The organism is Hydrogenophaga sp. PML113 (assembly GCF_001777155.1).
Lineage (GTDB): Bacteria > Pseudomonadota > Gammaproteobacteria > Burkholderiales > Burkholderiaceae_C > Hydrogenophaga > Hydrogenophaga borbori.
Map to the genome: position 1 here is coordinate 744,021 of NZ_MIYM01000001.1, position 25,201 is coordinate 769,221.

27 protein-coding genes and 1 pseudogene are annotated in these 25,201 nt (G+C 69.2%); 12 read left to right on the top strand and 16 right to left on the bottom strand.

Features of this window, described 5'->3' with window-relative positions:
• The first annotated feature begins 8 nt into the window (after window positions 1-8).
• Complete coding sequence (locus tag BHU06_RS03450) at window positions 9-494, top strand: (2Fe-2S)-binding protein (RefSeq protein ID WP_070397713.1); 486 nt, start codon at window positions 9-11, stop codon at window positions 492-494.
• On the top strand, window positions 491-2,908 hold the full coding sequence (locus BHU06_RS03455) for a xanthine dehydrogenase family protein molybdopterin-binding subunit (RefSeq protein ID WP_083292854.1): 2,418 nt from the start codon (window positions 491-493) through the stop codon (window positions 2,906-2,908). The genes BHU06_RS03450 and BHU06_RS03455 overlap by 4 nt, the downstream gene beginning before the upstream one ends.
• 22 nt (window positions 2,909-2,930) lie before the next feature.
• On the opposite strand, the gene BHU06_RS03460 is transcribed toward BHU06_RS03455, so the two are convergent.
• From BHU06_RS03460 to BHU06_RS03475, 4 genes are read right to left on the bottom strand one after another with little or no spacing between them, the layout of a single operon-like run.
• Window positions 2,931-4,229, bottom strand: a complete 1,299-nt coding sequence (locus BHU06_RS03460) for a TRAP transporter large permease (protein WP_070397714.1) — start codon at window positions 4,227-4,229, stop codon at window positions 2,931-2,933.
• Complete coding sequence (locus BHU06_RS03465; protein ID WP_070397715.1) at window positions 4,229-4,705, bottom strand: TRAP transporter small permease; 477 nt, start codon at window positions 4,703-4,705, stop codon at window positions 4,229-4,231. Before BHU06_RS03465 ends, BHU06_RS03460 begins: the two co-directional genes overlap by 1 nt.
• A complete protein-coding gene (locus BHU06_RS03470) occupies window positions 4,702-5,682 on the bottom strand; it encodes a TRAP transporter substrate-binding protein (protein ID WP_070397716.1) in 981 nt (326 codons plus the stop codon). Before BHU06_RS03470 ends, BHU06_RS03465 begins: the two co-directional genes overlap by 4 nt.
• Window positions 5,679-6,509: an SDR family NAD(P)-dependent oxidoreductase gene (locus BHU06_RS03475; RefSeq protein WP_070397717.1), complete on the bottom strand. Its 831-nt coding sequence runs from the start codon at window positions 6,507-6,509 to the stop codon at window positions 5,679-5,681. Before BHU06_RS03475 ends, BHU06_RS03470 begins: the two co-directional genes overlap by 4 nt.
• Before the next feature lie 78 nt (window positions 6,510-6,587).
• On the opposite strand from BHU06_RS03475, the gene BHU06_RS03480 reads away from it, so the two are divergent.
• Window positions 6,588-7,400, top strand: coding sequence for a hypothetical protein (locus tag BHU06_RS03480; RefSeq protein ID WP_083292856.1), 813 nt, complete (start codon window positions 6,588-6,590; stop codon window positions 7,398-7,400).
• 13 nt (window positions 7,401-7,413) lie between these two features.
• On the opposite strand, the gene BHU06_RS03485 is transcribed toward BHU06_RS03480, so the two are convergent.
• The 4 genes from BHU06_RS03485 to BHU06_RS03500 all read right to left on the bottom strand — a co-directional run bounded on the left by BHU06_RS03485 (window position 7,414) and on the right by BHU06_RS03500 (window position 9,965).
• Complete coding sequence (locus BHU06_RS03485; protein WP_070397718.1) at window positions 7,414-7,941, bottom strand: MarR family winged helix-turn-helix transcriptional regulator; 528 nt, start codon at window positions 7,939-7,941, stop codon at window positions 7,414-7,416.
• A 47-nt stretch (window positions 7,942-7,988) separates the two neighbouring features.
• The gene (locus BHU06_RS03490) at window positions 7,989-8,216 is read right to left on the bottom strand and encodes a hypothetical protein (RefSeq protein ID WP_070397719.1); all 228 of its coding nucleotides are present in this window, start codon (window positions 8,214-8,216) and stop codon (window positions 7,989-7,991) included.
• Window positions 8,213-8,965 carry a TSUP family transporter gene (locus BHU06_RS03495; protein WP_070397720.1) on the bottom strand — a complete coding sequence of 251 codons (753 nt, stop codon included), beginning with the start codon at window positions 8,963-8,965 and terminating at the stop codon, window positions 8,213-8,215. Before BHU06_RS03495 ends, BHU06_RS03490 begins: the two co-directional genes overlap by 4 nt.
• A gap of 97 nt (window positions 8,966-9,062) precedes the next feature.
• Window positions 9,063-9,965 (bottom strand): LysR substrate-binding domain-containing protein, encoded by a 903-nt coding sequence (locus BHU06_RS03500; RefSeq protein WP_070397721.1) that lies wholly within the window; start codon window positions 9,963-9,965, stop codon window positions 9,063-9,065.
• A 412-nt stretch (window positions 9,966-10,377) separates the two neighbouring features.
• Here BHU06_RS03500 and BHU06_RS03505 point away from each other — a divergent pair, with 412 nt between their 5' ends.
• From BHU06_RS03505 to BHU06_RS03515, 3 genes are all read left to right on the top strand, one after another.
• Window positions 10,378-10,782: a response regulator gene (locus BHU06_RS03505; RefSeq protein ID WP_070397722.1), complete on the top strand. Its 405-nt coding sequence runs from the start codon at window positions 10,378-10,380 to the stop codon at window positions 10,780-10,782.
• Window positions 10,783-10,883: 101 nt separating this feature from the next.
• Complete coding sequence (locus BHU06_RS03510; RefSeq protein WP_070397723.1) at window positions 10,884-12,041, top strand: aromatic ring-hydroxylating dioxygenase subunit alpha; 1,158 nt, start codon at window positions 10,884-10,886, stop codon at window positions 12,039-12,041.
• 29 nt (window positions 12,042-12,070) lie between these two features.
• Window positions 12,071-12,655 carry a TetR/AcrR family transcriptional regulator gene (locus BHU06_RS03515; RefSeq protein ID WP_070397724.1) on the top strand — a complete coding sequence of 195 codons (585 nt, stop codon included), beginning with the start codon at window positions 12,071-12,073 and terminating at the stop codon, window positions 12,653-12,655.
• 49 nt (window positions 12,656-12,704) lie between these two features.
• Here BHU06_RS03515 and BHU06_RS03520 read toward each other — a convergent pair whose 3' ends face one another.
• The gene (locus BHU06_RS03520; RefSeq protein WP_070397725.1) at window positions 12,705-14,765 is read right to left on the bottom strand and encodes a sodium-translocating pyrophosphatase; all 2,061 of its coding nucleotides are present in this window, start codon (window positions 14,763-14,765) and stop codon (window positions 12,705-12,707) included.
• A gap of 280 nt (window positions 14,766-15,045) precedes the next feature.
• On the opposite strand from BHU06_RS03520, the gene ppa reads away from it, so the two are divergent.
• Window positions 15,046-15,588 carry an inorganic diphosphatase gene (gene ppa / locus BHU06_RS03525; RefSeq protein ID WP_070397726.1) on the top strand — a complete coding sequence of 181 codons (543 nt, stop codon included), beginning with the start codon at window positions 15,046-15,048 and terminating at the stop codon, window positions 15,586-15,588.
• 13 nt (window positions 15,589-15,601) lie between these two features.
• On the opposite strand, the gene BHU06_RS03530 is transcribed toward ppa, so the two are convergent.
• The 3 genes from BHU06_RS03530 to BHU06_RS03540 are packed head-to-tail and all read right to left on the bottom strand — an operon-like array spanning window position 15,602 to window position 17,548.
• Window positions 15,602-16,051 (bottom strand): polymer-forming cytoskeletal protein, encoded by a 450-nt coding sequence (locus tag BHU06_RS03530; protein WP_070397727.1) that lies wholly within the window; start codon window positions 16,049-16,051, stop codon window positions 15,602-15,604.
• Window positions 16,045-16,392: a hypothetical protein gene (locus BHU06_RS03535; protein ID WP_070397728.1), complete on the bottom strand. Its 348-nt coding sequence runs from the start codon at window positions 16,390-16,392 to the stop codon at window positions 16,045-16,047. The genes BHU06_RS03530 and BHU06_RS03535 overlap by 7 nt, the downstream gene beginning before the upstream one ends.
• A gap of 28 nt (window positions 16,393-16,420) precedes the next feature.
• Window positions 16,421-17,548, bottom strand: coding sequence for a GNAT family N-acetyltransferase (locus BHU06_RS03540; RefSeq protein WP_254668109.1), 1,128 nt, complete (start codon window positions 17,546-17,548; stop codon window positions 16,421-16,423).
• A gap of 59 nt (window positions 17,549-17,607) precedes the next feature.
• On the opposite strand from BHU06_RS03540, the gene BHU06_RS03545 reads away from it, so the two are divergent.
• Window positions 17,608-19,296 carry an NAD+ synthase gene (locus BHU06_RS03545; protein WP_070397730.1) on the top strand — a complete coding sequence of 563 codons (1,689 nt, stop codon included), beginning with the start codon at window positions 17,608-17,610 and terminating at the stop codon, window positions 19,294-19,296.
• Between the two features lie 19 nt (window positions 19,297-19,315).
• Here BHU06_RS03545 and BHU06_RS03550 read toward each other — a convergent pair whose 3' ends face one another.
• A complete protein-coding gene (locus tag BHU06_RS03550; RefSeq protein ID WP_070397731.1) occupies window positions 19,316-20,338 on the bottom strand; it encodes an asparaginase in 1,023 nt (340 codons plus the stop codon).
• A gap of 166 nt (window positions 20,339-20,504) precedes the next feature.
• Between BHU06_RS03550 and BHU06_RS03555 the strand changes: the two genes are divergently transcribed.
• Complete coding sequence (locus BHU06_RS03555; RefSeq protein ID WP_070397732.1) at window positions 20,505-20,843, top strand: P-II family nitrogen regulator; 339 nt, start codon at window positions 20,505-20,507, stop codon at window positions 20,841-20,843.
• A gap of 34 nt (window positions 20,844-20,877) precedes the next feature.
• Here BHU06_RS03555 and BHU06_RS03560 read toward each other — a convergent pair whose 3' ends face one another.
• Genes BHU06_RS03560 through BHU06_RS03570 form a run of 3 tightly spaced genes read right to left on the bottom strand, consistent with a single transcriptional unit; the run spans window position 20,878 to window position 22,420 of the window.
• On the bottom strand, window positions 20,878-21,465 hold the full coding sequence (locus BHU06_RS03560; RefSeq protein ID WP_070397733.1) for a TIGR00730 family Rossman fold protein: 588 nt from the start codon (window positions 21,463-21,465) through the stop codon (window positions 20,878-20,880).
• The gene (locus BHU06_RS03565; protein WP_070397734.1) at window positions 21,462-21,857 is read right to left on the bottom strand and encodes a diacylglycerol kinase; all 396 of its coding nucleotides are present in this window, start codon (window positions 21,855-21,857) and stop codon (window positions 21,462-21,464) included. The genes BHU06_RS03560 and BHU06_RS03565 overlap by 4 nt, the downstream gene beginning before the upstream one ends.
• Window positions 21,854-22,420, bottom strand: a complete 567-nt coding sequence (locus BHU06_RS03570; RefSeq protein WP_070397735.1) for an RDD family protein — start codon at window positions 22,418-22,420, stop codon at window positions 21,854-21,856. Before BHU06_RS03570 ends, BHU06_RS03565 begins: the two co-directional genes overlap by 4 nt.
• Before the next feature lie 241 nt (window positions 22,421-22,661).
• Here BHU06_RS03570 and BHU06_RS03575 point away from each other — a divergent pair, with 241 nt between their 5' ends.
• The 3 genes and pseudogenes from BHU06_RS03575 to BHU06_RS22000 form a co-directional block, all read left to right on the top strand.
• A complete protein-coding gene (locus BHU06_RS03575) occupies window positions 22,662-24,443 on the top strand; it encodes an acetolactate synthase 3 catalytic subunit (RefSeq protein ID WP_070397736.1) in 1,782 nt (593 codons plus the stop codon).
• A gap of 114 nt (window positions 24,444-24,557) precedes the next feature.
• Window positions 24,558-25,049 (top strand): acetolactate synthase small subunit, encoded by a 492-nt coding sequence (ilvN, locus tag BHU06_RS03580; protein WP_009518995.1) that lies wholly within the window; start codon window positions 24,558-24,560, stop codon window positions 25,047-25,049.
• A gap of 28 nt (window positions 25,050-25,077) precedes the next feature.
• Window positions 25,078-25,201: pseudogene (locus tag BHU06_RS22000) on the top strand (ketol-acid reductoisomerase); the annotation flags it as partial.

The following is a 25,201-nucleotide window of genomic DNA, read 5'->3' on the forward strand; positions in this document are numbered from 1 at the left end:
CCACGCCCATGTCGGACCTGCATCCCATCCAAGTCAGCGTCAATGGCCACACGCGCCATTGCCGCGTCGAGCCGCGCACCCACCTGGTGGATTTCCTGCGCGAGGACCTCGGCCTCAAGGGCAGCCACCTCGGCTGCGAGCACGGCGTCTGTGGCGCCTGCACCGTGGAACTCAACGGCCAGATCGTGCGCGGCTGCCTCACGCTGGCCGTGCAGGCCGATGGCGGCGAGGTCAAGACCATCGAAGGTCTGAGCCAGAGTGGCGCGATCCGCGACCTGCAGCAGGCCTTCGTTGCGCGCAACGCGCTGCAGTGCGGCTTCTGCACCTCGGGCATGCTGATGGCGGCCAAGGAGCTGGTGGAGACGCGCCCCGATGCCACGCGCGCCGAGGTGCGCGACTGGATCTCGGGCAACTACTGCCGCTGCACCGGCTACCACGCCATCGTCGATGCGATCTGCGACGTGCTGCGCCAGCGCCAGGAGGCCGCCCTGTGAAACGCGACATCGTCAACCTCGAGCCCGGCGTCGAACAGGCCACGCCGATCGCGCCCGTCACCGAGGACCAGCGCTACATCGGCGCGCCGGTGCCGCGCGGCGGCATCGAGCGCCTCACGCAGGGCCTGGGCCAGTTCATCGACGACATCGAACTGCCGCGCCTGGCGCATGTGGTGTTCTGGCGCAGCCCGGTCGCGCACATGCGCATCAAGGCCGTGCAGGCCGACGCCGCGCGCGCCATGCCCGGCGTGCTGATGGTGGCCGACGGCCACGACCTCGCCAAGGTCTGCAAGCCCTGGGTGGCGGTGCTGGGCCACCTGGCGGGCATGAAGTCCGCGCCGCAGCACGCGCTGGCCGTGGAACGCGCCTGCTGGCAGGGCGAGCCCGTGGTGGCGGTGGTGGCGGAAACGCGCGCGCAGGCCGAGGACGCGCTGCAGCACCTGGTGGTGGACTGGGAGGAACTGCCGCTGGCCACCGACATGGAGTCCGCGCTGGACGCCGGCACGCCACCGATCCACGCCGAGCTGGGCGACAACCTGTGCTTCACGCGCAGCCTGAACGTGGGCGAGGTCGATCGGGTGTTCGCCGAAGCCGATGCGGTGGCCGAGGCCACGTTCGAGTTCGGCCGCCACACCGGCGTGACGCTGGAGCCGCGCGGGCAGATCGCGCACTGGAATTCGGCCGAGCAGCGCCTCACGGTCTACCACTCCTGCCAGGCGCCGCACATGATGCAGGACCTCTACGGCCGCCAGTTCGACCTGCCCGCGAGCGCCATCCGCGTGATCTGCAAGGACGTGGGCGGCTCGTTCGGCATCAAGGTGCACGCCTATCCCGACGACTTCGCGACCGTGGCCCTGTCCATCCTGTTGTGCCGTCCGGTGAAGTTCGTGGCCGACCGGCTGGAGAGTTTCACCAGCGACATCCACGCGCGCCACCACCGCGTGCGCGGCCGCATCGCGGCCAACAAGGACGGCGAGATCCTCGGCTTCGATATCGACGACCTCACCGCCATCGGGCCCTACTCGATGTTTCCGCGCACCAGCGCCATCGAGGGCAACCAGGTGGTCAACCTGGTGGGCGGGCCCTACAAGCACCAGCACTACCGCGCCAAGCTGGACGTGGTGTTCCAGAACAAGACGCCCACCTGCCAGTACCGCGGCGTGGGCCACCCCATCGCCTGCGCCGTGACCGAGGCACTGGTGGACCTGGCGGCGCAGAAGATCGGCATGGACCCATTCGAGATCCGCGCCCGCAACGTGATACGGGACGACGCCTACCCGGCCACGGGTGCCTCAGGCATCAAGCTCGAGGTGCTGTCGCACGAGGCCAGCCTGAGGAAGCTGCGCGAACTGATGAACTACGACGCGCTGCGCGCCGAGCAGACCGCGCTGCGCAAGCAGGGCGTGCACCGCGGCATCGGCTTCGCGGTGGTGATCGAGCTCACCAACCCCAGCGCCGCGTTCTATGGCGTGGGCGGCGCGCGCATCGCTTCGCAGGACGGCGCCACCCTGCGCCTGGACCCCGAGGGCGACGTCACGGTGTTGGTGGGTGTGGGCGAGCAAGGGCAGGGCACCGAGGGCATCTACCGCCAGATCGCAGCCGACGCGGTAGGCGTGGACATCGCCAAGGTCAAGGTCATCACGGGCGACACGGATGTGACGCCCTATGGCGGCGGTACCTGGGCCTCGCGCGGCGCCGGCATCGGCGGCGAGGCGGTGCTGCTCGCGGGCCAGGCCTTGCGCGAGAACATCCTCAAGGTGGCGGCGGCCATTCTCCAGCGCGAGCCAGGCACGCTGGCGCTGCGCCGCGACCGCGTGGTCGACGCTGGCGATGGCCAGGAGCTGCTGCCGCTCCAGGAACTGGGCCGCATCGCCTACTTCCGTTCGGACACGCTGCCGGCGGGCTTCACGCCCGAGCTCATGGTCACGCGCCACTACGCGCAGCGCGACTACCCCTTCATCTTCACCAACGGCGTGCAGGCGTCCTACGTGGAAGTCGATCCCGACACCGGCTTCGTGAAACTGCTCAAGCACTGGGCGGTGGAAGACTGCGGCCGCGTGCTCAACCCCATGCTGGTGGACGAGCAGATGCGCGGCGCCATCGTGCAGGGCATCGGCGGCGCGCTGTTCGAGGAATGCCTGTACGACGAGGCCGGCCTCATGCTCAACGCCAACATGGCCGACTACCTCGTGCCCATGTCGGCCGAAATGCCCGACATCGAGCTGGCGCACGTGATGACGCCCACGCGCAGTTCGAAGCTGGGTGCCAAGGGCGCTGGCGAGGCCGGCACGGCCGGCGCGCCGGCGGCGGTGATGAACGCCATCAACGACGCCATCGCGCCCTTCGGCGCGGTGGTGCACTCGCAGCCGATCACGCCGCAGAAGCTGCTGCGGGCGCTGGGCAAGGTGGCGTGAGCGTGGGTGGGCGCGGCGGCGCTCAGCCGCCGATCCACACCGCCGGCAGCCACAGCGACACCAGCGGCACGTAGGTCACGATCAGCAGCACCGCGATCAGCGCCAGCGTGAACGGCAGGGCCTCCTTGAACACCGCGTGCAGCGGCGATCCCGCGATCTGCGCCGTGAGGAAGGTGATGACGCCCGAGGGCGGCGTGAGCTGGCCGATCATGAGGTTGAGCACCACGATCACGCCCAGGTGCACGAGGTCGATGCCATAGGCGTTGGCGATGGGCACCAGCACCGGCACCAGCGTCACCAGCGCCACCGCCGGCTCCAGCGCCAGGCCCCAGAGCAGCAGCACGACGTTGATGAGCGCGAGCATCACCCAGGGGCTGTCGGTGAGCGTCTTCAGCGTGGTGGCCAGGGTCTCGCCGATGGCCAGGTTGGCCACCAGCCAGGAGAAGATGCCCGAGGCCGCGATGGTGAGCAGGATGATGCCGGAGCTGACCATGCACTCGCGGAAGATGTGCCAGGTCTGGCCCCAGCTGAGTTCGCGGTAGAACAGCACGCTGATCACGATGGCGTAGAGCACGGCGGTGATGCCGGCCTCGGTGGGCGTGACCACGCCGCCCACGATGCCGCCGATGATGATGACCGGCATGGCCAGCGCGGGCAGCGCGTCCCAGGCGGCGCGTCCCACGGCACGCAGCGAGGTGCGTTCGGAATAGGGCAGGTTGCGCCGGTGCGCGACCCAGCTCGCGGCGGCCAGCAGGTACACGCCCATCAGCAGGCCCGGGATGGCGCCGGCCAGGAACAGCTGGCCCACCGACACGTCGCTCACCAGGGCATACACCACGAAGGCGATGGAGGGCGGAATGATGGGGCCCATGGTGGACGCGGCGGCCACCACGGCGGCCGCGTAGGCGCCGGGGTAGCCCTTGTCCTTCATGGCCGGGATCATCGAGGAGCCGATGGCCGAGGCGTCGGCCACGGCCGAGCCCGACACGCCCGAGAACACCATGCTCGCCAGGATGGCCACGTGCGACAGGCCGCCGCGGATGTGCCCCACCGCGGCGGAGGCGAAGTTGAGCAGCCGGCGCGTGATGCCGCCGGTGTTCATGAGCTCGCCCGCGAGGAAGAAGAAGGGGATGGCCAGGAAGGCGAAGGAGTCCATGCCCTGCACCATGGACGAGGCCACGATGTTGAGCGGCACGGCCCCGCCGCTGCAGGCGATGAAGACCAGCGCCGCCAGGCCCATGGCGAAGAACACCGGCACGCCGATGACCGCGAAGGCCATGAAGGCGGCCATCAGGATGCCGAAGAGGATCAGCTGCTGCATCAGGCCGCTCCGCGAACGCCGGTCCACTGCTGCCACAGCTTGTCCAGCAGCGCCAGCGCCATCAGCGCCGCGCCCACCGGCAGCGACCAGTACAGCAGCGGCTGCGTGGCCGGCATGGAGGTGAAGGGAATGCCCTCCATGGCGTCGATGACGAGGCGGCTCTCCCAGCCGTAGACCGCGACGAACACCAGCGAGAGCAGCAGCGCCAGGGTGCGCAGCACGGCCCGTTTGCGCTCGGACATGCTCAGGCCCAGAAAGTCGGCCGAGAGGTGGCTGTCGCGGCGCACGCCCACGTAGCCGGTGAGCATGGTGGCCCAGATCATGAGCACGACGCTGAATTCGGTGGCCCAGGGCAAGGGGATGCCCGCGATCTCGCGCAGCAGGATCTGGCCCCCGCCCACCAGGACGAGGACCAGCAGGCAGGCGCCCAGCAGGGCCAGCATCAGCCGGTCGAGCCAGCCCAGCAGGCGGTTCATTTGACGGCCCGGATCTTCTCGACCGTGCCCTTGGCCCAGAGCTGGCCGTCGAAGCCCGTCGTGACCTTGTCGGCCGCCTGGCGGAAGGCCGCGAGATCGGGCTCGACGATCTCCATGCCGTTGGCCTTGAGCGTGTCGATGGACTTGGTGGCCACGTCCCAGGTCATCTGGCTGGCCCACTTCTCGGTGGCGGCCACGGCCTCGGTCATGGCCTTCTGGTGGGCGGGCGACAGGCGCGACCATTTGTCCGCGGCCATCAGCACCATCAGGCCCGACTGGATGTAGTCGATGCGCATGGCGTATTTCTGCACCTCGTAGTACTTGGCGCCGGCGATGGCGTCAAAGCCGTTGTCCTGGCCGTCGACCAGGCCCTGCTTCATGGCCAGGTAGAGCTCGGCCGCGGGCACGGGCGTGGGCGCGGCGCCCCAGCCTTTCATGACCTCCAGGATGGCGGGCGTCTCGGGCACGCGCACCTTCAGGCCCTTCATGTCCTCGGGCTTGAGCACCTTGCGGTTGGAGGTGGTGAGCTGGCGCGGTGAGCGGTCGGACACGTAGCCCACGTACTTGAAGCCGGCTTCCTTCTCCACTGGCGCCAGCATCTGGCGGAAGGTGTCGGACTGCATGAAGGCCTTGAAGTGCGCGTGGTCGCGGAACACGTAGGGCGCGAACAGGGCGTTGAAGTCCTTGCCGCCCTTGGCCAGCGCCAGCGTGCCGGTGTCGGCCAGCATCATGTCGATCTGGCCGGTGCGCAGGCCCGCGTAGTTCTGCGGCAGGCTGCCGAGCTGGCCGGCGCCGAAGGACTGCACCTTGAGTTCGCCGTTGCTGCGGTCGGCCACTTCTTTCGCGTAGCGGTCGGCGATGGGCCCCCACACCGGCGGCGGTGCGACGTAGGCCATGCGCAGCGCGGGTTGCGCGGTCGCGGCGAAGGCGAGGCTGGCGAGCGCGAGCCCGGCCAGCAAGGGGCGGATGCGTTTCATGGCGTGGTCTCCTGTTGAGGTGGCATGGGGCGCTGGGCTTGCCGGGCGGCCACGTAGTCCCGGTAAGGGGTGCCGTTGGACACCAGCATGCCGCCATCGACGTCGATGGTGCTGCCGGTGATCATGGCGGCGGCGGGGGAAAGCAGGAAGGCGATGGACTCGGCCACGTCCGCGGCCTCGACCCAGCGGCCCAGGGGCACGGTCTCGGCCACGGCGGCAATGCGCTCGGCGCTGAGGCTGCGGTGGATCATGGGCGTGAGTGTGGGGCCGGGGCACACGGCGTTCACGCGGATGCGCTGGCCCGAGAGCTCGAAGGCCATGTGGCGCGTGAAGGCGAGCACCGCGCCCTTGGACGCGGTGTAGGCCGCGTCGCCCGAATAGGACATGCGCTTTCCCGCGATGGAGGCCACGTTGACCACGGAGCCGCCGTGGCGCATGAGCGGCGCGGCCTCGCGCAGGCAGAGCATGGTGCCGCGCAGGTTCACGTCGAGCACGCGGTCCCAGTCGGCCACGGTCATGTCGTCGAGCAGGTGGCGCGATTCGATGCCGGCGCTGTTCACCAGGCCACCGATGCGGCCGAAGCGCTGCGCGATGGCAAGGAAGGCGGCGCACACCGCGTCTTCGCGCGCCAGGTCGCAGGCGATGTGCGTGAGGCGCCCGTCGGCCACCGCGCCCGCGAGCGTGGCATCCGGCACGGCGGCGCGGTCGAGCGTGACCACCTGGTGGCCGCGCCGCGCGAGCAGGGCGGCAGTGGCGGCACCGATGCCGCTGGCGCCGCCGGTGACCACGCTCACCGGTGCGTCGTCGGGGGTCGAAACAAAAGACATGACAGCATCCTTGGTTCGGCCATATAGTAACGATCGTTACCAAATACCGAACCCTCTCGTTTACCCTAAGGAGCCTCGATGAACGCTGTCCACGAACCGCAGAAGGGCCAAAGCGCCGGCTGGATGCCTGGCCATCAGGCGCTGCCCGGCGTGTACGCCTACGACCTGGAGAGCCTGCCCTGGCGCACCACGCCGCGCGGCACCGCGCGCGAGAAGGCGGTGCGCCGCGACGAAGCCGCGGGCCTGTTCCTCGGGATGATCGCCTTCGATCCCATGAGCCGATCGGGCGTGCACCAGCACCGGGGTACCGCGAGCAGCTACTTCCTGTCGGGCGAGCTGGTCGATTTCCAGTGCACCACGCGCGCGGGCGCGGTGGGCATCAACCTGGCGGGTGCCACGCACGACGCGGTGACCTACGGCGGCTGCACGTTGTTCTCGCGCCTGGAGGCGCCGGTGACCATCGAGCCCGATGGCGCGGCGATCCACCCGCACGCGAAGAAGACCACGGTGGTCAACGAATCGCCGTTCACGCCCCCGGACATCACCGTGGTGCTCGACGAGGTGGTGCCGGTGGCTTCGCCGTTTGCGCGGGTGTCGCGCCGCGCGGTGTTCGACTACGCGGGCACGGGCCACAACCGGCGCCTGTGCATGTTGCAGCTGTGGCCCGGCGCGCACCTGCCCGATCTGCAGCACCAGGGCCTGACCGACTGGTTCGTGATGGCGGGCGACCTGCGCATCGGCGACACGCGCGTGGCGGGGCCGTCGGTGGTGGTGATCGAACCGGGGTCGCGCGTGGACGTGTCGTCCACCTTCGGCTGCTCCTTGCTGGCCTGGGCCGAGGCGCCCGCGCACGCGGGCGGCGATCCGGCGCTGGAGCCTTACGGCTTCTGAGCGCGCGCCGAGATCACTCGATCGGGTCGTCGCCCGTGGGGTCGTTGCGCGCCTGCAGCAGCAGCTTGCCCAGCAGCTTGTGCAAGGTGTTGAGCTCGCTCTCGCTCAGGCTCGCGTAGACATGGGCCTCGCGCTTGATCGCGGCCTGCGCGATCTCGCCATACACGGCCCAGCCCTCGTCGGTGAGGCTGAGGTGGAAGCTGCGGCGGTCCGCCTCGCTGTTCTCGCGCGCCAGCCGGCCCTGCGATTCGAGCTTGCGCACCACGCGCGAGACGCTCATCTTGTCCAGGCCGGTGAAATCCGACAGCGTCTGCGCCGTGATGCCGGGCTTGTCGGCCACGGTGAGCAGCACGCGCCACTCGGTGAGGTTGAGGTCGAAGCGCTCCCCAAAGCGCAGGCCGAAGGGCTTGCCCGTGACGTTGGTGAGCACCCAGATGCGGTAGTAGGGCGAACTCTCGGTGGAGAGCAGCGCGCGTTTCGCGGGCCGGGCGCGGCCACCGCCGCCGGCGGTGCGTGAAGGGGGTGTCGCGCGCGAAGCCATGGCGCGGCAGTGTATGCGAGGCCTGTCATGCCCCGCGTCGCCTGTGTTCAGTGGGGCGTGCGCAGCGGCGCGGCGTCGGCGTTCGACCAGCGCACCAGCTGCGCGCGCGCCTCGTCACTGGCCTCGGTGAGCTGGCGCGCCAGGTGCAGGCCCACGAACCAGCGCTGCTCGGACAGCGCGGCGCTGGGCTCCAGGTCTTCCATCAGCGAGCGCAGCGCCAAGGCGGATGCGTGCAGCGCCTCCAGTTGGGCGGACAGGTCTTGCAGCGTGTTCATGCGGCCCCCATCGATACCAGTGCGCGTTGCACCATGGTGAGGCCCAGCGCGCCGATGGCGATCTGGAACCCACGTTTGAACGCGGCCTCGCTGAGCCGCTGGCGCGCGAAGGCGCCCAGGCCCAGCCCCAGCAGCGCGGGCAGCAGCATGCTGGCCGAGGCCGCGAGCGCGTCCGTGCGCACGCCACCGGCACCCAGGCTGATCCACAGGCACAGCGTGCAGACGGTGAAGGTGAGGCCCAGCGCGCCCACCAGGGTGTCCTTGTTCAGGCCCAGCGACTGCAGGTAAGGCACGCTGGGCATGACGAACACGCCGCTGGCCACCGTGAGCGCGCCCGTGGCCAGGCCCATGGCGGGACCGATCCATGCGTCGTGGCGCCCGGGCGGCGGCAGGCGCAGGCCGACCAGACCGGCCAGGCCGTAGAACGCGAGCAGGCCGCCGGTGAGGGCCTGCGCCCAGGGGCCGGCGCTGGCCACCTCGGGCAGCGGCGAGAGCCAGGCCCCGGCCGCGGTGCCCAGGCACAGGCCGCGCGTGCGGCGCCACACCGCCCAGGCCACGCCGCAGCGCAGGTACTGCCAGACGTTGGTGAGCAGGGAGGGCAGCACCAGCAGCGCGGCGGCCTGCGCGAGCGGCAGCACCATCGACAGCCCGGCGATGGCCACCGTGGGCAGGCCCAGCCCGGTCACCCCTTTGACGGTGCCCGCGACCACGAACACGGCGGCCACCGCCACCAGTTGCTGCATTTCCATGCGGCGCGATTCTGTCGAGGCCGCGCCGGGCGAGCCATCGCAAAGAAGCGGAGGGGGCGTTCGAAAAAACCGGAGGCCGCGCGGGCCATGGCGCGATTCAGTCGCGCGCGGACTGCTCGTGCAGGAAGCCGATCAGCGCCTTCACCGAGGCCGGTGCCGTGTCGTGCGCGTGGTGCGTGCACACGAGCAAGCGGCGCTTGGCCCAGCTGTCGCGCAGCGGGCGCCACTGCAGGCCGGGGTACTGGCGCACCAGTTCGCGTGTGGCGAGGCTGGAGACGATGGACAGGCCCACGTCGAGCGCCACCATCTTGAGCACGCCCTCGAAGGTGCGAAGGCTCACGCGGTAGCGGATCACCTTGCCGAGATCGGCCGCCTTCACCTGCAGGTAGGTGTAGAGCGCGCTCTGCGCGGGCAGGCCCACCATGGGGTGATCCAGGCACTCGTCGAAGCGCGGCGAATCGCCGAGCGCGGCCAGGCGGTGCGCGGTGCCCACCACCACCAGATGGTCGTCGGCCAGCGGCATGGCGTGCAGGCCGCTGGTGTCCATGGTGTCGGCCAGCACGCCCACGTCGGCCTTGCGGCGGTGCAGGGCCTCCAGGATTTCGCCGGTCCACATTTCCTGCAGGTCGACGTCGACCTCGGGGTGTTCGCTCAGGAAGCGCGACAGCGGCTCGGGCAGGTAGCCCGAGAGCGCGGCGGTGTTGGCCAGCAGGCTCACGCGGCCGCGCACGCCGTGCGCGAACGGCGCCATCTCGCGCTTCAGCCGGTCCAGTTCCACCAGCACCGACCGGGCGTGGCGCGCGAGCTCGATGCCAGCGTCGGTGGGCCGCACGCCGGAGGCGCGGCGCTCGAACAGGCGCACGCCCAGGGCCGATTCCAGCTCCTGCAGCCGGCTGCTGGCCGCCGCCACGGACAGGTGGCAGCGCCCGGCACCAGCCGTGATGGACCCGGCGTCGAGCACCTCGATGAACAGCTTGAGCTTGGCGACGTCGACTTTCATGGGGGGGCGCGGGAGGGCGTGGCGATCATAGACAGGCGCGGATCCAGGAGACCCGGCCGCAATGCCCAAGCATTCCCGCCGAGAACTAAGGGTTTACCCTAGTGATTTTGGTCATGAGCGTGCAAAATTCCGCGCGTTCGTTGACGGGACGCGTTTCTGCGCGTCCTCCAGCGGGAACTTCCCGCCGACCTGTCCCCCAGGTCATCCGATGCGATTGGCGCCCTCGCGGCGCGGTCCGCCGGTCGGGCGAACACCGCACCGCCACATCGCCGCCCCTTGGCGTCCACACCGCGCGAGCGCGCCCACCCGGCGTGCCCCTCGGGTTTTTCGTTTTCCGTTCCGTTCATCCCGCCGGTGCCCCACGAGGGCGCGGTGGTGACGCTTTTCCGGGCCCATCCCTGGCCCGCCCGCCATGAATACCGAACGCATCCTGCTCGTCGACGACAGCGAGAACGACAACCTGTTCCACGAGATCACCATCCGCAAGACCGGCTTTGCGGGTGAGATCCGGGCCTTCGAATCGGCCGAGGACTTCCTGCAATTCCTGCGCCAGGATGCTGAGCGCTCCGCGACCCTGGTGCTGCTGGACATCAATCTGCCCGGCATGAATGGCTTCGACTGCGCGCGCCAGATCGAGGCCCTGGTGGGCGAGGGCCACCCGGTGTTCGTGAGCGTGCTCACCTCGTCCACCTGGCGCGACGACCGCCGCGCGGCGCAGGATCTGCCCGTCATCGAGGACTTCCTGGTCAAGCCGCTCACGCGCGAGGCGCTGGATCGTGTGATGGCCCGCGCGCGCGCCAAGGCCAGCGCGGGTTGATCCGAACGGGGGCGGCGCGTCGCCCAGGCGGCGTCCGCCGTGCGCGACGGCATGCACAATGCCCCGCACCCGTGCACCGCACACGGGGCAGAGGAGACCGCATGCACCACGACGAGCAGGTTCGGCTGATCCAGCGCGCGCTCGCGCTCATCGAGGCCGGCGCCAGCGAGCGCGGCGAACCCACGTTCAGCCCCGTGAGCCGCTACCTGGACCCGGCGCGCTTCGAAGCCGAGCGGGAACGGCTGTTCCGCGCCTTGCCGATCGCGGTCTGCGCCTCGGGCAGCCTGGCGGCCGCCGGCGACAGCCTGGCCCTCGACGTGGCGGGTGTGCCGTTGCTGTTGGCGCGCGGCGAGGGCGGCGAGCTGAACGCCTTCATCAACGCCTGCCGCCACCGCGGCGCGCGCCTGCTGGGGGCGGGAGCGCACCACCACCAGCGTGCCTTCATCTGCCCGTACCACAGCTGGACCTACGGTCTGGACGGCGCCTTGCGCGGCCGCCCGCACGCCGCGGATTTTCCGCACGCACCGCCCGAGCGCTGCTCGCTCGCCCGCGTGCCCGTGGGCGAGGCGCTGGGCCTGGTGTGGGTGGTGCCGCGCGCGCTGCGCGAGGGCGAGCCCGATCGCATCGACCTGGAGCGCCACCTGGGCCGCTTCGGCCAGGACCTGCGCCACTGGGGCTACGACGGCTGGGTGCCCTTCCATGAGCGCAGCTTTCCCAACGCCGCGAACTGGAAGATCCCCTTCGAGGGCAACCTGGAGACCTACCACTTCCAGTACGCGCACCGCCAGAGCATCGCCCACCTGTTCCACGACAACCTGCTGATCGCCGACCACGACGACGACCACCAGCGGCTGCTGCTGCCCAAGCGCAGCATGGCGGGGCTGCGCGAGCAGCCGCATGAGCGCTGGGCGATTGGCCCGCACTCAAACATCATCTACTTCTTCTTCCCGGCCACCTTCATCCTGCACGAGGGCGACCACGCCAATCTGTTCACCGTGCTGCCGGACAGCGTGGGCCACAGCACGGTGCGCGCGGTCACGCTGATCCCCGAGAAGCCCACGAGCGAGAAAGCGGCCCGCCACTGGCAGAAGAACGTCGAGTCCTTCTGGGGAGCGCTGGACGAGGACTTCGCGCTCGGGGTGAGCTGCCAATCGACCCTGGCCAGCGGGGCGAACGCGCACTGGCACCTGGGCGCGACGGAGTGCAGCGCGGCGCGCTTTCATGCGGCGGTGGAGCGGGTGTTGGCGCAAGGGGCATGAGGCGACAAGGCCCTCGGTAAGATCGCGCGATGCCCCGTCCGGACGCCCCCGTCGCCGAACCGCACGACACCCGCCTGCTGCAAGCCCTCGCCGCCGTCGCCGGCGAGAAGGGACTGGCGGCCACCACCGTGTCCGACGTGGTGCGCGTGGCGGGCGTCTCCAAGCGCACCTTTTACGAACACTTCAGCGACAAGGACGCCTGCTTTCTCACGCTGTACCGCCAGGCCAGCGCCTCGGCGCTGCGCACGCTGCGCGAGTCGGTGCAGCCCGAGCGGCCCTGGCAGGCGCAGCTGGAAACGGCGCTGCAGGCCTACTTCGCTCACCTTGCGGCCGGGCCGCAACTGCTGCGCACGCTGTTTGTGGAGATCCACCACCTGGGCGAGGCGGGCGCCAACGTGCGCCGAGAGGTCATGCGATCTCTGGCCGACTTCATGCGCGACACGGTCAACCGCGATCGCGACGCCGAACACGCGCTGAGCGAGGCCATGGCCATGGCGGCCGTGGGCGCGATCACCGAGCTGGTGCTCGACGCGATCGAACGCGGCGAGCAGGCGCGGCTCACCTCGCTCACACCAGCGGCCAGCGACATCGTGCGCCGGCTCGCGCAGGCCTGAAAACAGAAAAGCCCGCGCGGGGCGGGCTTCCTGATGGGCTTGCCGAGGGTCAGGTCAGCGGCAGCAGCGGCACGATCAGCAGCGCCACGATGTTGATGATCTTGATCAGCGGGTTCACCGCCGGGCCGGCCGTGTCCTTGTAGGGGTCGCCCACGGTGTCCCCGGTGACGGCGGCCTTGTGCGCCTCCGAGCCCTTGCCGCCGTGGTGGCCGTCCTCGATGTACTTCTTGGCGTTGTCCCAGGCGCCGCCGCCGGTGCACATGGAGATGGCGACGAACAGGCCGGTGACGATGGTGCCCATGAGCAGGCCACCCAGCGCCTTGGGCCCCAGGAACACGCCCACCAGGATGGGCACGATCACCGGCAGCAGGCTGGGCACGATCATTTCCTTGATGGCCGCCGTGGTCAGCATGTCCACCGCCTTGCCGTACTCGGGCTTGGCCGTGCCTTCCATGATGCCGGCGATCTCCTTGAACTGGCGGCGCACCTCTACCACCACCGAGCCAGCCGCGCGGCCCACGGCCTCCATGGCCATGGCGCCAAAGAGGTAGGGAATCATGCCGCCGATGAACAGGCCGATGATCACCATCGGGTCGCTCAGGTCGAAGCTGACCTTGGCACCGTAGGTCTCCAGCTTGTGGGTGTAGTCGGCGAACAGCACCAGCGAGGCCAGGCCGGCCGAGCCAATGGCGTAGCCCTTGGTGACGGCCTTGGTGGTGTTGCCCACGGCGTCCAGCGGGTCGGTGATGTCGCGCACGCTGCTGGGCAGCTCGGCCATCTCGGCGATGCCGCCGGCGTTGTCGGTGATGGGGCCGTAGGCGTCGAGCGCGACCACGATGCCGGCCATGCTCAGCATGGAGGTGGCGGCGACGGCGATGCCGTACAGGCCCGCGAGCATGTAGGCGGCCACGATGGCCGCGCAGACGAACAGCACGGGCCAGGCCGTGGAGCGCATCGAGACACCCAGGCCGGCGATGATGTTGGTGCCGTGGCCGGTGGTGGAAGCCTGTGCGATGTGTTTGACCGGGCTGTACTGCGTGCCCGTGTAGAACTCGGTGATCCACACCAGCACGCCGGTGAGCACCAGGCCCACCGCGCAGGCACCGAACAGGCGCAGCTGGCTGCCGCTCTGGGTGATGGCGTTGTCGGGCATGACCCAGGCGGTGACGAACCAGAAGGCGATCAGCGAGAGCACGCCGGCGATGACCAGGCCTTTGTACAGGGCGGGCATCACGTTCTTCATGCCGGGGCTGGCCTTGACGAAGAAGCAGCCGATGATGGACGCGATGATGGACACGCCGCCCAGCACCAGCGGGTAGATCACGGCCTGCAGCGGCGCGGTCGCCACCATCAGCGCGCCCAGCACCATGGTGGCGATGAGCGTGACGGCGTAGGTCTCGAACAGGTCGGCCGCCATGCCGGCGCAGTCGCCCACGTTGTCGCCCACGTTGTCGGCGATCACCGCCGGGTTGCGCGGGTCGTCTTCGGGAATGCCGGCCTCCACCTTGCCCACCAGGTCGGCGCCCACGTCGGCGCCCTTGGTGAAGATGCCGCCGCCCAGGCGCGCGAAGATGGAAATCAGCGAGGAGCCGAAGGCCAGGCCAATCAGCGGGTTGAGCATCTTGGACAGGTTGGAGGCGGCGTTGAGGTTGCCGTTGCCCACCAGGAACCAGAAGAAACCGGTGACGCCCAGCAGGCCCAGGCCCACCACCAGCATGCCGGTGATGGCGCCGCCGCGGAAGGCCACGTCCAGCGCCGGGCCCATGCCCTTGGTGGCGGCCTGCGCGGTGCGCACGTTGGCGCGCACCGAGATGTTCATGCCGATGAAGCCGCAGGCGCCCGAGAGCACCGCGCCGACCAAGAAGCCGATGGCGGTGGGGCCGTCGAGGAAGACGCCGATGAGCACCGCGAGCACGATGCCCACGAGGCCGATGGTCTTGTACTGCCGCGCCAGATAGGCGGCCGCGCCGGTCTGGATGGCGCCGGCGATTTCCTGCATGCGGGGATTGCCGGCGTCCTGCGAAAGGATCCAGCTGCGCGACCAGAAGCCGTAGACCACGGCGATCAGGCCACAGACGAGCGCGAAGATCAGCGCACTTTGACCAACCATGAAGTTCTCCTGCCAGTGAGTTCGACTTGGAGGGGGCAACGCCTCCGGGGTATGCCCCCGCTGCGTTGCTTCCTCGCTGTCGCCCGCGCTGCGGAACTTGCAGCAGGGCACCGGCGATTGGCCAACCGACGCAATGTAGCCAGATTCCCCCCGTTTGCCATCGGGGGCGTCAGGCTGGCGTCGGTAAAATCAGGGTAAATACGGAGCGGGCGCCGCGCCCACCCGTCGCGCCCGCGACGGCTCCGTGACCGATCCCCTTCAACCTCCCCTCGAGTCTTTCATGTCCCTCGACAACGTCACCCCTGGCAGCAAGGTTCCCGAAGCGTTCAACGTGATCATCGAAATCCCGATGAACGCCGACCCGATCAAGTACGAGGTCGACAAGGAAACCGGCGCCATCTTCGTGGACCGCTTCATGAGCACGTCCATGCACTACCCCACCAACTACGGCTACATCCCCAAGACCATCTCGGGCGACGGCGACCCGGTGGACGTGTTGGTGATCACCCCCGTGCCCCTGCACCCTGGCGTGGTGGTGACCTGCCGCGCCCTGGGCATGCTGCGCATGGAAGACGAGGCTGGCGAGGACGCCAAGCTGCTGGCCGTGCCGGTGGACAAGATCCTGTCGATCTACACCCAGTGGCAGAAGCCCGAGGACCTGAACCCCATGCGCCTCAAGACCATCCAGCACTTCTTCGAGCACTACAAGGACCTGGAGCAGGGCAAGTGGGTCAAGGTGCTGGGCTGGGCCGACAAGGCCGCCGCCCACAAGGAAATCCTGGACGGGATCGCCAACTACGAGAAGGCCCAGAAAAAGGCCTGAGCGGCCAGGGTGTTCAGGACGCGGCGGGCGGCTGCACCAGCACGTCGCGCAGCACCGGCAGGCGGTCTTCGACCTGCAGGGTATGGAAGGGGCCCTTCAACTGGGCCCCTTCGTACATCTGCAGCCGCCGCGCGAACAGGGTGCCGGTGCTGACGCCGGACTTGCTCACGTAGACCATGCCCTCGCATTCCAGGCTGGTGTCGTGCGGGCCGCCGTTGGGCGAGCCGAGCTGGCCGAAGAGGTAGAGGTCGCCCATCACGCGGATGCGCCCGCGCACGCTGGCACCGGTCCAGATGATGAGGCGGCCGTCGACGCGGATGTGGCCTTCCAGGTGCCCCTGGACCAGCAGGCCGCCTTCGAAGTTGAGGTCGCCGCTGAGATCGCAGCCAGCGGCCACGCGGTTGGTGATCTCCATCGCCACCGGGTCGATGGTGAGGGTGTCCTGCGCGTTCTTGCTCACCATGGCAGCCTCGGCAGCAACGGGGCCAGCCAGCCCTGGGACCGGGCGGTGAGCACCAGTCCCGCGGCCAGCGCCACCAGGCCCAGCGCGGCGATGGCCAGGGCGTGGCGCTCCAGCCAGCGGCGCAGGGGCCTGGGGCGGCGCCGCGGCTGCCCCGCGGGCAGCGTGGCCAGGCGCTCGATGGCCCAGGACCGCCAGGCCGAGCTCAGGCGGCTGTCGCCGCTGTTGGGGTCGAGCCGCAGGCCCTGCGCCTTGCGGTCGCCCGTGTCCAGGCGCCGCCCGAGCAGCACCGAAAACGGGGCGCCCACGATGCCGTGGGTGAAGAACGCGTCCTGCTCGTCCATGGCGGCCGAGTGTAGCGAAAGGGTTCGCTCAGGAGGGCTCGGCCTTGAGCGGGTTGCGCGCGGCGAGATGCCCCAGGTACTGCTCCACGCCTTCGCCTTCGCGTTCGAGGAAGCGGTCCACCGCCTCGGCGAATGCCGGGTGGGCCAGCCAGTGGGCGCTGGTGGTCTTGACGGGCAGCAGGGCGCGCGCCATCTTGTGTTCGCCCTGGGCGCCGCCCTCGAAGCGCTGGTAGCCCTGGGCGATGCACCACTGCAGCGGCTGGTAGTAGCAGGCCTCGAAGTGCAGGCAATCCACGCGCTGCAGGGCGCCCCAGTAGCGGCCATAGGCCACGCGATGCGCCGGGTCGATGGCGATCAGGCTGCTGGCGATGGGTTGGCCCCCGCGCTCGGCGATGAACAGCAGCCAGTGCTCCGGCATGTCGCTCGCCATGCGTTCGAAGAAGCCGCGGCTGAGGTAGGGCGGGTTGCCGTGCTCCCAGTAGGTGCGCTCGTAGCAGCGGTAGAAGAAATCCCAGTCGGTCGGGGCGATGGCGTGGCCCTCGGCGTGGCGGAACAGCACCCCGGCCTCGGCCACCTTGCGGCGCTCCTGGCGGATCTTCTTGCGCTTGTCCTGCTGCAGGCTGGCGAGGAAGGCGTCCCAGTCGGGCCACCCGGTGTTCTGCCAATGGAACTGCACCGTGTGCCGCAGCATGAGGCCGGCCTCGGCGCAGGCGGTCGCGTCGCGCGGCTGGGCGAACAGGAGGTGCAGCGAAGACAGGCGCTCTTCCTCGCACCAGCGCACGAGCGAGCGCACCAGCGCGGCGCGCGCGGCGCCGTCGCGCGCCAGCAGCCGCGCGCCCGGTACGGGGGTGAAGGGCACGGCCACCAGCGCCTTGGGGTAGTAGGCCAGGCCGTGCTGCGCATAGGCGTTGGCCCAGGCCCAGTCGAAGACGTATTCGCCGTAGGAATGCGACTTGAGATAGACCGCGCAGGCGGCTTCCAGTCGTTCACCCCGCCACAGGGTGAGGATGCGCGGCGTCCAGCCGGTGTCCGGCGTGGCGCAGCCCGTGTCGCTCATGGCCCGCAGGTACTCGTGCCGCGCGAAGGGGCTGGGGTCGTCCTCCAGGGCCAGCAACTGCGCCCATTGCGCGGCGTCCACCGCGCCCCAATCGCCCAGGACGCGGGTGACATAATCGATTTCAGCCACGCCCGACCCCTGCCTTCGCACCAGATTCCATGTCGTTTTCCGTATCGGTTGCCCAACTCAACTTCGTGGTGGGCGACATGGCGGGCAATGCCCGCCGCATCGTCGAGGCCGCCACGGCCGCCCACGCGCGCGGGGTGAGGCTGCTGCTCACGCCCGAACTCGCCCTCTGCGGCTACGCCGCCGAAGACCTGTACCTGCGGCCCGCCTTCGTCGACGCCTGCGATGATGCCCTCAAGTCGGTGGCGGCTTGCACGGCGCAGCTCAAAGGCCTTTGCATCGTGGTGGGCCATCCGGCCCGCGCGGGCGGCGGGGCGCGCGGGCGCAGCGTGGCCGTGGCCTCGCTGCACAACGCCGCCACGGTGCTGTGCGAAGGCCGTGTGGTGGCGACCTACGCCAAGCGCGAGCTGCCCAATTACCAGGTCTTCGACGAGCGCCGCTACTTCGTGCCCGGTCACACCCCCTGCGTGTTCGACGTGCCCGGCACCGACGGCCAGCCGGTGCGCGTGGGCCTGCTCATTTGCGAGGACGCCTGGTTCGAGGCGCCGGCCGCCGACGCGCGCGCCGCGGGCGCCGAGCTGCTGGCGGTGATCAACGCCTCGCCCTTCCATGCCGGCAAGGGCGGTGAACGCGAGGCCACCATGCGCGAACGCGTGCGCGCCACCGGCCTGCCGCTGGTCTACGCCCACCTGGTGGGCGGGCAGGACGAGATCGTGTTCGAGGGCCGCAGCTTCGTGCTCGACGCGGCGGGCGATCTCGCCGGGCGCGCGCGCAGCTTCGAGGAAGCCGAGTTCGACGCCCGCTTCGAGCGCGCGGGGCAGGGCGCCTGGCGCATCCACGCCGCCATCGATCGCGAACACAGCGCCGAGGCCGACCTGTGGCACGCCCTGGTGCTCGGCGTGCGCGACTACGTCGGCAAGAACGGATTTCCCGGCGCCATCCTGGGCCTGTCGGGTGGCATCGATTCGGCCCTGGTGCTGGCCATCGCCGTCGACGCGCTGGGCAGGGACAAGGTGCGCACGGTGATGATGCCCTCGCCCTACACGGCCGACATTTCCTGGATCGACGCGCGCGACATGGCCGCGCGCCTGGGCGTGCGCTACGACGAGATCGCCATCGCGCCCGAGTTCGAAGCCTTCAAGGCCTCGCTTGCGCCGCTGTTCGAGGGCCGCGCCGAGGACACCACCGAAGAGAACCTGCAGGCGCGCATCCGAGGCACGCTGCTCATGGCGCTGTCCAACAAGTTCGGCAGCATCGTGCTGACCACCGGCAACAAGAGCGAGATGGCCACGGGCTACTGCACGCTGTACGGCGACATGGCCGGCGGCTTTGCGGTCATCAAGGACGTGGCCAAGACCACGGTTTTCAAGCTCGCGCGCTGGCGCAACGCGCACGACCCTTACGGCACCGGCGGCAACCCCATCCCCGAGCGCATCATCACGCGCCCGCCCAGCGCCGAACTGCGCCCCGACCAGACGGACCAGGACAGCCTGCCCGAGTACGCCGTGCTCGATGCCATCATCGAGCGCTACATGGAGAACGACCAGAGTCCGCAGACCCTGGTGGCCGCGGGCTTCGCGCGCGCGGACGTCGAGAAGGTGGTGCGGCTGATCCGCATCAACGAGTACAAGCGCCGCCAGGCGCCCGTGGGCATCCGCGTGACGCACCGCAGCTTTGGCAAGGACTGGCGCTACCCGATCACGAGCAAGTACCGGGCGTGAGCCGTCCGCCTGGGGCCCTTCAGGCGGCCGACAGGTGCAGCACGGCCCGCATCTCGCCCACCTCCGCGCCGGCCGCGTTTTGCATCGGCGGCGGCAGCAGCCGGGCCAGCTCCTCGCGGTCGATGCCGTCGTCGATCCAGCCCAGCTGTTCCAGGGCGGCCACCAGCGCCACCATCAGCGGCGTGAGTTGACCGTCGCCGCATTTGGCCGCGATGGCGATGCCGCGACGGAAACTGGCCAGTGCCTGCACACCGTCGGCGCCCACCTTGCTCACCCAGTCGCCCCGGCCCGCGCGCATGAGGAACAGGTCGTTGCGGCCCCGGCCGCTCACCAGGTGGGGGTGCCGGCTCATGGCTCGCGCGATGCGCTGCGGCGCCTGGCCGTACACGGGGTCGGGCTCGGGCGAGGCGAGCCGCGCGAAGGCCTGTGCCAGCGAACGCAGCGGCAGGGCGAAGTTCGGCGCGCTGCAACCGTCGAGGCCGCGCACCAGAGCGGCCTCGGGCAGGCCCGACCAGTGGCTCACGCAGCGCGCGATCTCGCGTTGTGCGGGGTGGTCGGGTGCCAGGTAGCCCGCCAGAGGGGCCCCCAAAGCCTCGGCCAGCAGCAGCATGCCCGCGTGCTTGCCCGAGCAGTTGTGGTGCAGCGGGCCGTAGCGCTCGCCGGTCGGCGGCGTCAGGCCGTTGAAGCGGAACACATACGGCTCGTGCGCGCCGCAGGCCAGGGCCGATTCGTCGGCACCGATGCGCGCGAGCAGCGCGGCCACGCGGGCCACGTGTTCCGGCTCGCCGTTGTGACTGGCACACAGCAAGGCGATGTCGGCCTCGTCCAGCGCCAGCCGCTCGGCCGAGCGCGCGATCAGTGGCATGGCCTGGAACGGCTTGAGCGAAGAGCGCGTGAACACCGGTGTGTCCACGTCGCCCGCCTTCGCGAGCACCCGACCCGCACGATCGACCACCGCGAACGAGCCGTGGTGCACGTTCTCCGGGTGACCACCGCGGCAGCTCACGGTGATGGGGACGTGACGGGGCCAGTGAGGGGGCATGGCGTGGGGCGGTATGGGGGCGGCAGTATGGCACGCGAGGGTGTCGGGGACAGCGAAAGATCCATTTCCGACGACGGCCTTCGGCTGGCCGGGCCTGCGGGGCCGGTCGATGACGTGAGCGTGATACATTTTTCGGCACGTTCCGTCATCCATAAGGGCCCCGCTCATGAAACAGATCACCGCCGTCATCAAGCCGTTCAAGCTCGAGGAGGTGCGCGAAGCGCTGGCCGAACAAGGCGTGACCGGCTTGACGGTGACGGAGGTCAAGGGCTTCGGGCGGCAGAAGGGACACACCGAGCTGTACCGCGGCGCCGAATACGTGGTGGACTTTCTGCCGAAGGTGAAGGTCGAGGTCGTCGTGAAGGACGAAGACGTGGATCGCTGCGTCGATGCCATCGTGCGCGCCGCGCGCACCGGCAAGATTGGCGACGGCAAGATCTTCGTCACCTCTGTCGAACGCGTGGTGCGCATCCGCACCGGCGAAGAAGACGAAACCGCGGTCTGAGCGCCCGCGCGCCCTCCCGCACAGGTTCAGGCGCTCAGATTTCGTCCAGACGAGGCTGTGGCGCCGTGCCCGCGGCCTCGATGAGCGCCGGCAGCAGGCGCTCGATGTCCGCGTCCACGCGGATCAGGTCCATCTGCCAGTCGTTCATGAACTGCGCCTGCACGGCGGTGCGCAGGAAGGCCATCAGGCCCTCGTAGTAGCCGCCGACGTTGAGCAGGCCCACGGGCTTGTCGTGGTAGCCCAGCTGGCGCCAGGTCCAGACTTCAAAGAACTCCTCGAAGGTACCGATGCCGCCGGGCAGGGCCAGGAAGGCGTGCGCGTGCTCGGCCATGAGGCGTTTGCGCTCGTGCATGGTGTCCACCACGTGCAGTTCGGTACAGCCGTTGTGGGCCCATTCCTTTTCCACCAAGGCCTTGGGAATGATGCCCACCACGCGGCCACCGGCCTTGAGCGTGCTGTCGGCGACCACGCCCATCAGGCCGTTGCGGCCACCGCCATAGACGAGCTGGCCACCGTGGCGGCCGATCCATTCGCCCACCTGGCGGGCGGCGTCCAGGAACGCGGGACTCCCCCCCGGCCTCGAACCGCAGTACACACAAAGGGAAAAACTCGGGGCGCTCACAGCAGATCCTTCGCGTGCACCCACAACGCCGCCAGCCAGGTGCCACCGCACAGCAGCAGGCTCAGCAGCACGGCGGCGCTGCCCATGTCCTTGGCACGCTTGGACAGCGCGTGCCATTCGGGCCCGATGCGGTCGATGGCCGTCTCGATGCCGGTGTTGAGCAACTCGACCACCATCACCAGCACCACGGTACCGATCAGCAGCGCCACCTCGACCCATCCCTCTCCCACCCAGAAAGCCAGCGGCACCAGCAGGAAGGCGGCGATGGCCTCCTGGCGAAAGGCGGCTTCGCCCCAACCGGCGCGCAGCCCGGCCAGGGAGTAAAACATCGCGTGCCACACGCGGCTGATGCCGCGCCGGCGCTTCTGCGGGTTCACTTCGGGGGCGTTCACGGGCGGCGCGCTTTCTTCGGTTTCTTCGGTTGGGGGGGCGGCGCGTGGTGCACGAGCCGGGTGCCGGCCAGCGCGTCGTGCAGGAACTGGCGCTGCGCGTGCAGGCGCGAGAGCAGCGCATAGACCAGCACCCAGCCGATCAGCAGCACGGCGGCCTCGCCGCCCTGGGCACCGAGCACCCAGCTCAGCGCCAGTGGCGGCAGCAGCCACAGCCACGAGAACACGTAGCGCACCAGGGCGCGGGCCTGGCCAATCGGCCGGCCTGCGGTGTCCACCACGCGGATGTGCCAAGTCTTCTGCGCCAGGGTCTGCCCCTTGTGCCAGAACCAGGTGAAGTAGATGCCGAAGACCACGAACAGGAAGCCCTGCAGGGCGTGGCGGCCTTCCAGTGCGTGGCGCTGTTGGGTGAGGGCGGAGAACAGGTAGCCGGCGATGAAGACCACACCGAACATGAGCATGCCTTCGTACAGCCAGCAGGCCATGCGGCGGCGCAGCGAAGGGGCGGTGAGGTCGGGGCGGTCGGGGCGGTCGGCGGCGCCGGAAGCGGGGGCGTCGGGGGTCATGGGGACTCTGGGAGAAGGGCGGAATTGTCGCATTCCGGCCCGGGCCGACAAAAAAGCCCTGGCCGGCTTTTGCTGCAGTGCCATAATCTCGGGCTTCCGTCTTCACAAGGCAAACGGATCAGGGTCCGGCGGCAGATCGTTCCGCCCATGGCCACTGGTCTCAAGTCCCGAAGCCGCCCCACAAGGGTGGGCCAAGGGGCACCCAAGGTTTTTCGTCAGAGAAATTCTCGAAAGGTTGATCATGGACATCACCAAGGCCGAACTGGCCTCGGCGGCCGCCGCTTCCACATCCGGCCAGCCCCCCCTCGAACTCCGCGGCGCGGAAATCCTCGTCAAGGCCCTGCAGGCCGAAGGCGTGAAGTACGTCTGGGGCTACCCCGGCGGTGCCGTGCTGCACATCTACGACGCCTTCTACAAGCAGGACAGCATCCAGCACGTGCTGGTGCGCCACGAGCAGGCCGCCGTGCACGCCGCCGACGGCTACGCGCGCGCCACGGGCGACGTGGGTGTGGCCCTGGTCACCTCCGGTCCCGGCGTGACCAACGCCGTCACCGGCATCGCCACGGCCTACATGGACAGCATCCCGATGGTGATCCTCACCGGGCAGGTGCCGTCGGCGGCCATCGGCCTGGACGCCTTCCAGGAATGCGACACGGTCGGCATCACGCGCCCCATCGTCAAGCACAACTTCCTGGTGAAGGACGTGCGCCACATGGCCGAGGTGATGAAGAAGGCGTTCCACATCGCGCGCTCGGGCCGACCCGGCCCCGTGGTCGTGGACATCCCGAAGGACGTGTCCTTCAACAAGACCACCTGGACCGGGTACCCCGAGTCCGTGGCCATGCGCTCCTACAACCCGGTGCGCAAGGGCCATGGTGGCCAGATTCGCAAGGCCTTGCAGCTGTTGCTGAGCGCCAAGCGTCCCTACATCTACACCGGTGGCGGCGTGCTGCTGGGCAATGCCACGCAGGAATTGCGCACGCTGGTCGACATGCTCGGCTACCCGGTGACGAACACGCTCATGGGCCTGGGCGCCTACCCCGCGTCGGACCGCAAGTTCCTCGGCATGCTGGGCATGCACGGCACCATCGAAGCAAACAACGCCATGCAGAACTGCGACGTGCTGCTGGCCGTGGGCGCGCGTTTCGACGACCGCGTGATCGGCAACCCCAAGCACTTCGCGCAGAACGAGCGCAAGATCATCCACATCGACATCGACCCGTCGAGCATCTCCAAGCGCGTCAAGGTCGATGTGCCCATTGTCGGCGACGTGAAGGACGTGCTCACCGAGCTGATCCACATGGTGCGCGAGACGCCTCAGCGCGCGGACGAGAAGGCGCTGGCGGATTGGTGGAAGACGATCGAGGGGTGGCGCTCGCGCGATTGCCTCAAGTACGACCGCCACAACACGGACGTCATCAAGCCCCAGATGGTCATCGAGACCCTGTGGAACATGACCAAGGACACGGAGACGTACATCACCTCCGACGTCGGCCAGCACCAGATGTGGGCGGCGCAGTTCTATCGCTTCGATCAGCCACGCCGCTGGATCAACTCGGGTGGCCTGGGCACCATGGGCGTGGGCATTCCCTACGCCATGGGCATCAAGCTCGCGAAGCCCGAGTCCGAGGTGTTCTGCATCACCGGCGAAGGTTCGGTGCAGATGTGCATCCAGGAGCTGTCCACCTGCCTGCAATACAACACGCCGATCAAGGTGGTCTCGCTCAACAACCGCTACCTGGGCATGGTGCGTCAGTGGCAGGAGATCGAGTACTCGGGCCGCTACAGCCACAGCTACATGGACGCGCTGCCCAACTTCGTGAAGCTGGCCGAGGCTTATGGCCACGTGGGCATGCTGATCGAGCGCCCGCAGGACGTGGAGCCGGCGCTGCGCGAGGCGCGCAAGCTCAAGGACCGCACGGTCTTCATGGACTTCCGCACCGACCCGACCGAGAACGTGTTCCCCATGGTCCAGGCCGGCAAGGGCATCACCGAGATGCTGCTGGGTTCGGAAGACCTCTGATCCACCCCCCGCGGACCGGCCGCGAGGCCGGTCCATCCCCAAGTCGAATCTATTGACCGTCGAGCCCGTGCATTACCGTGCACGGGGGAGGGCGGCAAAAAGAGGAAGCTGCATATGAAGCACATCATTGCCGTGCTGCTCGAGAACGAGCCCGGCGCACTCTCCCGCGTGGTGGGCCTGTTCTCGGCCCGTGGCTACAACATCGAATCGCTCACCGTGGCGCCGACGGAGGACCCGAGCCTCTCGCGCATGACGATCCAGACCACCGGGTCGGACGACGTCATCGAGCAGATCACCAAGCACCTGAACCGCCTCATCGAGGTGGTCAAGGTCGTCGACCTCACCGAAGGCGCCTACACCGAGCGCGAGCTCATGATGGTGAAGGTGCGCGCGGTGGGCAAGGAACGCGAGGAGATGAAGCGCATGGCCGACATCTTCCGCGGCCGCATCATCGACGTGACCGACAAGAGCTACACCATCGAACTCACCGGCGACCAGGGCAAGAACGACGCCTTCCTGGAAGCCATCGACCGCGGCGCCATCCTGGAGACGGTGCGCACCGGTGCCAGCGGCATCGGCCGCGGCGAGAGAATCCTGCGCGTCTGATCACCCCTTCCATTCCAACGGAGCAACCATGAAAGTTTTCTACGACAAGGACTGCGATCTGTCCCTCATCAAGGGCAAGACGGTCGCGATCATCGGCTACGGCAGCCAGGGCCACGCGCACGCGCAGAACCTCAACGACAGCGGGGTGAAGG

Coding starts and splice junctions, on each gene's coding strand:
- BHU06_RS03520 (WP_070397725.1), bottom strand. CDS start 14,765: ATGGTTGGTCAAAGTGCGCTGATCTTCGCGCTCGTCTGTGGCCTGATC.
- BHU06_RS03530 (WP_070397727.1), bottom strand. CDS start 16,051: ATGGTGAGCAAGAACGCGCAGGACACCCTCACCATCGACCCGGTGGCG.
- BHU06_RS03450 (WP_070397713.1), top strand. CDS start 9: ATGTCGGACCTGCATCCCATCCAAGTCAGCGTCAATGGCCACACGCGC.
- BHU06_RS03505 (WP_070397722.1), top strand. CDS start 10,378: ATGAATACCGAACGCATCCTGCTCGTCGACGACAGCGAGAACGACAAC.
- ilvN (WP_009518995.1), top strand. CDS start 24,558: ATGAAGCACATCATTGCCGTGCTGCTCGAGAACGAGCCCGGCGCACTC.
- BHU06_RS03475 (WP_070397717.1), bottom strand. CDS start 6,509: ATGTCTTTTGTTTCGACCCCCGACGACGCACCGGTGAGCGTGGTCACC.
- BHU06_RS03570 (WP_070397735.1), bottom strand. CDS start 22,420: ATGACCCCCGACGCCCCCGCTTCCGGCGCCGCCGACCGCCCCGACCGC.
- BHU06_RS03535 (WP_070397728.1), bottom strand. CDS start 16,392: ATGGACGAGCAGGACGCGTTCTTCACCCACGGCATCGTGGGCGCCCCG.
- BHU06_RS03470 (WP_070397716.1), bottom strand. CDS start 5,682: ATGAAACGCATCCGCCCCTTGCTGGCCGGGCTCGCGCTCGCCAGCCTC.
- BHU06_RS03545 (WP_070397730.1), top strand. CDS start 17,608: ATGTCGTTTTCCGTATCGGTTGCCCAACTCAACTTCGTGGTGGGCGAC.
- BHU06_RS03515 (WP_070397724.1), top strand. CDS start 12,071: ATGCCCCGTCCGGACGCCCCCGTCGCCGAACCGCACGACACCCGCCTG.
- BHU06_RS03490 (WP_070397719.1), bottom strand. CDS start 8,216: ATGAACACGCTGCAAGACCTGTCCGCCCAACTGGAGGCGCTGCACGCA.
- BHU06_RS03575 (WP_070397736.1), top strand. CDS start 22,662: ATGGACATCACCAAGGCCGAACTGGCCTCGGCGGCCGCCGCTTCCACA.
- ppa (WP_070397726.1), top strand. CDS start 15,046: ATGTCCCTCGACAACGTCACCCCTGGCAGCAAGGTTCCCGAAGCGTTC.
- BHU06_RS03485 (WP_070397718.1), bottom strand. CDS start 7,941: ATGGCTTCGCGCGCGACACCCCCTTCACGCACCGCCGGCGGCGGTGGC.
- BHU06_RS03495 (WP_070397720.1), bottom strand. CDS start 8,965: ATGGAAATGCAGCAACTGGTGGCGGTGGCCGCCGTGTTCGTGGTCGCG.
- BHU06_RS03555 (WP_070397732.1), top strand. CDS start 20,505: ATGAAACAGATCACCGCCGTCATCAAGCCGTTCAAGCTCGAGGAGGTG.
- BHU06_RS03460 (WP_070397714.1), bottom strand. CDS start 4,229: ATGCAGCAGCTGATCCTCTTCGGCATCCTGATGGCCGCCTTCATGGCC.
- BHU06_RS03465 (WP_070397715.1), bottom strand. CDS start 4,705: ATGAACCGCCTGCTGGGCTGGCTCGACCGGCTGATGCTGGCCCTGCTG.
- BHU06_RS03550 (WP_070397731.1), bottom strand. CDS start 20,338: ATGCCCCCTCACTGGCCCCGTCACGTCCCCATCACCGTGAGCTGCCGC.
- BHU06_RS03510 (WP_070397723.1), top strand. CDS start 10,884: ATGCACCACGACGAGCAGGTTCGGCTGATCCAGCGCGCGCTCGCGCTC.
- BHU06_RS03500 (WP_070397721.1), bottom strand. CDS start 9,965: ATGAAAGTCGACGTCGCCAAGCTCAAGCTGTTCATCGAGGTGCTCGAC.
- BHU06_RS03480 (WP_083292856.1), top strand. CDS start 6,588: ATGAACGCTGTCCACGAACCGCAGAAGGGCCAAAGCGCCGGCTGGATG.